This is a genomic window from Leucobacter sp. M11 (assembly GCF_035726885.1).
Taxonomy (GTDB): domain Bacteria; phylum Actinomycetota; class Actinomycetes; order Actinomycetales; family Microbacteriaceae; genus JAPFRB01.
In genome coordinates this window covers 423,016-427,642 of sequence record NZ_JAPFRB010000003.1, presented here as the reverse complement: position 1 = coordinate 427,642, position 4,627 = coordinate 423,016, and the positions used below count along the sequence as shown (strand labels likewise).

General features: G+C 70.7%; 7 protein-coding genes. 1 reads left to right on the top strand and 6 read right to left on the bottom strand.

Annotated features, from left to right (window positions below):
• The coding region (locus tag OOT08_RS10365) for an isocitrate lyase/PEP mutase family protein (RefSeq protein WP_325092573.1) at positions 1-605 on the top strand (605 nt) is incomplete at its 5' end.
• 54 nt (positions 606-659) lie between these two features.
• Here OOT08_RS10365 and OOT08_RS10360 read toward each other — a convergent pair.
• From OOT08_RS10360 to OOT08_RS10335, 6 genes are all read right to left on the bottom strand, one after another.
• Positions 660-1,091 carry a hypothetical protein gene (locus tag OOT08_RS10360; RefSeq protein WP_325092572.1) on the bottom strand — a complete coding sequence of 144 codons (432 nt, stop codon included), beginning with the start codon at positions 1,089-1,091 and terminating at the stop codon, positions 660-662.
• Between the two features lie 116 nt (positions 1,092-1,207).
• Complete coding sequence (locus OOT08_RS10355) at positions 1,208-1,990, bottom strand: uroporphyrinogen-III synthase (RefSeq protein ID WP_325092571.1); 783 nt, start codon at positions 1,988-1,990, stop codon at positions 1,208-1,210.
• Between the two features lie 150 nt (positions 1,991-2,140).
• Positions 2,141-2,413, bottom strand: a complete 273-nt coding sequence (locus OOT08_RS10350; RefSeq protein ID WP_325092570.1) for a DUF3618 domain-containing protein — start codon at positions 2,411-2,413, stop codon at positions 2,141-2,143.
• Positions 2,410-2,811 (bottom strand): phage holin family protein, encoded by a 402-nt coding sequence (locus OOT08_RS10345; protein ID WP_325092569.1) that lies wholly within the window; start codon positions 2,809-2,811, stop codon positions 2,410-2,412. Before OOT08_RS10345 ends, OOT08_RS10350 begins: the two co-directional genes overlap by 4 nt.
• Positions 2,808-3,161: a YtxH domain-containing protein gene (locus OOT08_RS10340; RefSeq protein ID WP_325092568.1), complete on the bottom strand. Its 354-nt coding sequence runs from the start codon at positions 3,159-3,161 to the stop codon at positions 2,808-2,810. Before OOT08_RS10340 ends, OOT08_RS10345 begins: the two co-directional genes overlap by 4 nt.
• Before the next feature lie 153 nt (positions 3,162-3,314).
• Positions 3,315-4,627 (bottom strand): hypothetical protein (locus OOT08_RS10335; RefSeq protein ID WP_325092567.1); only part of this gene is annotated, 1,313 nt, incomplete at its 5' end.

The window sequence follows — 4,627 nt, the reverse complement described above, 5'->3', positions numbered from 1 at the left end:
AGGACGGGGAGCAGATCCCCGTCGAGCTGATGCTCGCCGCCACCGAGCGGATCGTGCTCGCCAGCAGCCACCCGGTCACGGCTGACCTCGACGCCGGCTTCGGCGACGCCGCGGAGACGGTGCGCCGCGCCATCGGCGTCGGCGTGGTCGGCGCGAACATTGAGGACCGCCTGGCCCCGCTCGCCGAGCAGGTTGCCCGGTACGAGGCCGTGATGGCCGCCGCCGAGGCCGAGGGGGTGCCCTTCGTGCTGAACGCCCGCACCGACGCCTTCGTCCGCGGCGGGGACCGCGGGCTCGACGCGAATATTGCCGACGCCATCGAGCGGGGTCGCGCCTACCTCGACGCGGGCGCGGAGACCGTGTTCGTGCCCGGGGTCCTCGACCGGGACACCACAGAACAGCTCGTCGCGGGCATCGGCGAGCGAAAGATCAGCGTGATCGGCCTGCCCGGCGCCCTCACCGCGGCCGAGTACGAGGCCCTGGGCGTCGCGCGCATCACCTACGGCCCGATGCCCCAGAACGTCGCCCTGACCGCGCTCAAGCGGCTTGGGGAGTCGCTGCACGCGGACGGAGCGATCCCCGCGGACACCGAGCGCCTGAACTAGGGCATCCGACGCGCCTGGCTCCGGCCCGGGCCGGAGCCAGGCGCGGGCTTGCGTTTAGGCCGTGGAGTGGACGCTGCGCTCGTCGCCCTCGAGGCGGAGCGCGGTGATGAGTTCCGCCGCGTGCGAGGTCGACAGAATCACGCGCGAGAAGTCGTCGAACTCGCCGTCTTCCTCGTCCTGGTGCGCCCCGGTGCCGGCGCGCGCGAGGTCTTGGTCGAGGTCGATGACGATGGCCCGGCGTTTCGAGCGGGCCAGCACGAAGTCCCGACCGCCGAGGTTGCGCCAGGTGCCGAAGGCGAGGGTGCCCGGCACGTGGGTGCCCGGGGAACGCACGCCGCGGATCCAGATCCACGGATCGTCCGTGATCAGCGCCGAGGTGATCGCCGATCGCTCGATGACCACGTCACGTCGGCGCATGGCGAGCGCCTTTTCGGACGTCGTCAGCTGGATCACCACCCGGTCCTCGTGCACTTCGATTCTCGCCATGCTCCTAGTCTGCCTCCTCGGGGCATCCCGCGCACGCATACGAGCTCAGAATCACCGGCGAGCCGGAGAATTCATCGCGAAAGCCGCCGAAGCGAGCCGAGAACTCGCCGGGGGGCCTAGTCCATCTCGTCTTCGTTGGGCTCCGTGACCGAGACGACCGCGTCAATCAGGGACTGCGTCGTCAGCGTCTCGGCGACCACGTCAACGTGCAGGCCGAGCTGCTCCGCGACGATCTGGGTCTGCGTGCCGATGCAGGCCACCACGGTGTCCTGGGGCAGCTCCGGAAACTGCTCGTGCACCTCGCGCGCGATGGTCTCGGAGGTGACCAGGAGCGCGTTGATGCGCCCGGAGGCGACGTCCTCGCGAACCCACGCCGAGGCGGGCACCCCGATGGTGCGAAAGGCAACGACCTGGGTGACGTCGTGCTTACGCTCGATCAGCCCCCCGGTGAGCACGGGCTTCGCGATGCTGGAGCGCAGGGTGAGCACGCGCAGCGTGCCCTCCTCGGCGATCTCGGGCCACTCTTCCAGGAGCCCGCGGGCGGTGTTGTTCCCGGGGCTCGGGGTGCGGCTGACCTGATACCCGGCAGCCTCGAAGGCGGCAGCGGTCGTCTCGCCGACCACGGCAACCTGCGTGCGCTTGGGGATGACGGCGTTGTGGTGCGCGAGCACGTCAACGACCGTGGCGCTGGTCGCGGTAATCCAGTCGAACTCCCCGGCTTCCAGGCGTTCAAGCGCGGCTTCGAGCTTGTCCTGTTCCCCCGTGTGCGCAAAGTCGATCAGGGGGGCGATGACCGGCGTCGCCCCGCGTTCACGCAGCGTTTTTGCCACCAGGTCTCCCCAAGACCCTCCGCGGGGAACGAGCACGCGCACGCCGTCGAGCGGCTTCCCTTGAGTCATACCGATCGAGTCACCTCGCACGCATTCATTCAGACCTACCCTCGCCTGCTGCCCGGGGGCACCAAAATTGTGAATCTTTCGGATTCCCGACACAGAGCGTGTTTCTCTCGGTTCGGGGGTTGCCCACCATAGTACCCAATGATCGGGTCCTCAGCGGACGGCAACCTTCCGCACGACGTTCCAGGTGAGTAAACCGGCGATTGCGGCGACCCCGACGACCCCGGCGATGAAGGCGGTGGGTCGACGGCGCTTGAGGTCGACAACGCGGACCTTGGCGTCGTCGACGGCCTCGTCGATCCGCTTGGAGACGTTCAGCCGGTCCTGGAGCTGGCTGAGGGTGTCGTTCAGCTCGGCCCGGAGCATCGCGGTCTCGTTCGCGTGCTGGAGCTGGCCGCGGACCCGCTCCGCCTCAAGACTCGTCACGACCGGTTCTCCCCTCGCTCTGCCAGACGCTGCACGTCCAACTCAATTCGTCCGATGGTTTCTTCGGGCACCGGGTTCCCGTTCTTGATCCGGTTGACCCCGAACCACACCGCGAGCGCGGCCACTGCCAGCAGCGCCAGGGCGATCACCAGGGCGGAGAGCCACACAGGCCACACGACGGCGAGGCCCGCGATCGCGGCGGTTACGAAGGCCGCGAGCGAGAAGAACAGGAAGAACAGCGCGACGATCAGCGCAACCGCGCCGATGCCCAGCTTCTTCGCCTGCCGCCCGACCTCGCGCTTCGCGTTCTGGTACTCGGCCTTGCCGAGCGCCATGATCTGGTTGGGGAGCTGGGCGAGCAGCTGAAAGGTACCCGCCTCGTCCGAGCGCCGACTCACCGCTCTGCGCCCGTCGTCCCCGCTTCCGGCGCCTCCCGCGGGGTCGCCTGCGCGGGGGCAGCCGGGCTGGTGGCCTCCTGCACGGCGCGCGCGGCGTCCTTCCGACCGGAGTTGGAGAAGTCGGTCACGCTCTTCACGAAGACCTTCCCGGCCTCGACGACGGAGTCCTGCAGGCGCTGCGTCTTCGTGCTGACGAAGCCGTTCACCTCGTCACGGCCGCGCTGCACCGGCGCCGTGTTCCAGAGTTTGGTGGCCCCGGCCTTGATCTGTTCGTATCGTTCCCGACCGGCGCGGCTGCCGAGCACGTAGCCGAGGCCCGCTCCGAGGACGAACGCGATTTTGCCTTTCATGAGCACTCCCAAGTGTTGTACCGGTTGGCTGGTTTTCCCAGCCTAGCGCGCCGAATACGCAAATCATATTCTGATTCCCCCATATGCGCGCCGAGCCTGAGTGCCGCCTGAGTCCGGGCCGCGCCGAGCAGCCGGGAAGCGCGGGGGCAACGGCTAGGCGATCCCGGCAAGGCGGCGGCGCAGGGGCACCGCCGCGGCGCGGGCGTCTGCCACCGCGCTCGACAGCCCGGGACCGCTCACCGCCTCGCCCACCGCGAGCCGCTCTGGCCGCGCCTCCCTCGCCGCGGCCAGCTCCGCCGCACGGTGCTGGGCGTCGTCGCGGCTCAGCTCCGGGGCCGGTTCGGTCCAGCGGCGCAGTGGCACGTCCTGGACGATCGCGGCCGCAGCCGGGTCGCTGGCCAGCAGCGTCGACCCGGCGAGGACCGCCCGCAGCTCCGCATCGGTCACCACGTGTCCCAGGGAGTCGCGGGGGCCGGACAGGCGCGCCCTCGGGTGAGCGCCCCCCACGATCCTGAGGCTCCAGTCCGCCCCGGAGCCCGCGCGAAGGGTCTCCAGGAGCTCACCGCGGGGCTCGGCCTCGAGCGCCGCGGCCGCCTCGGGGGCGAGCACCCCCGCTCCCATGCGAAATTCAGCATACGTCCGCGTCGTCCGCGCCGCGGGGGCCGCGAAAGGCCCCCCGGTCACGCCCGCGGGGTCCGCCTCGGTGACCAGGGCGCGAGCCAGGTGCTCCCCGCCTTCGGAATCACGAATCGACCAGCGGTATCGGACGTCGGGGTTGTCCGCCGCGTGAGCGAGATCGGCGAGAACGGTCTCCGCCTGGAAGAAGTCGAGGCGGTCACGCAGCGCCGTGATCAGCACGGGCCATCCGCCCTCGGGCAGCACCGGGGTTTCACGTGCAACGCTGTCGGCGGCGACGTCCAGGACCCCGCCGCTCAGGGAACCCACCCGTGTCAGCGCCTCGTTCAGCCCGGGGACCGCGACGGCAACCTCGACCTCGTCCGGACCCACACCGTAGCGTTCCCGAATGAGGGGGCCGACGAGCCGCTCGGCGACGGCCAGGCCCAGCCGAGAGCGCACGAGCGGCCCGAGGAAGCGCTCCTTCCCGATGGTGAGCACGGGGCGCAACCGGTCGATGTACGCGCGAAAGGCGCCGCCCGAGCCGATCAGGGCAGAGACCTCACGGGCCAGGGGCGACGAGGGGATCCCGAACACCGAGTCCGCGGGCACCGGGCGCAGCGCGCCGGACTTCGCCCGGAGCAGCGTGCGGCCGGCGGGCACGTCGCGCAGCGCGGGCGGGGCGTCGCCGAGCTCTGCCACCAGAGCGGCGAGCGCCCCGGAGCCGTCCCGAACCACCCCGGCGGGGGAAAGCCCCTCCGGGCTCGGCACCAGGACACGAACCTGCAGCCCCACGCTGGCGATCTCGATCGCCGCGGCGAGCCCGGCGATCGAGGTCGCCAGCACGAGCA

Coding starts and splice junctions, on each gene's coding strand:
- OOT08_RS10360 (WP_325092572.1), bottom strand. CDS start 1,091: ATGGCGAGAATCGAAGTGCACGAGGACCGGGTGGTGATCCAGCTGACG.
- OOT08_RS10340 (WP_325092568.1), bottom strand. CDS start 3,161: ATGAAAGGCAAAATCGCGTTCGTCCTCGGAGCGGGCCTCGGCTACGTG.
- OOT08_RS10355 (WP_325092571.1), bottom strand. CDS start 1,990: ATGACTCAAGGGAAGCCGCTCGACGGCGTGCGCGTGCTCGTTCCCCGC.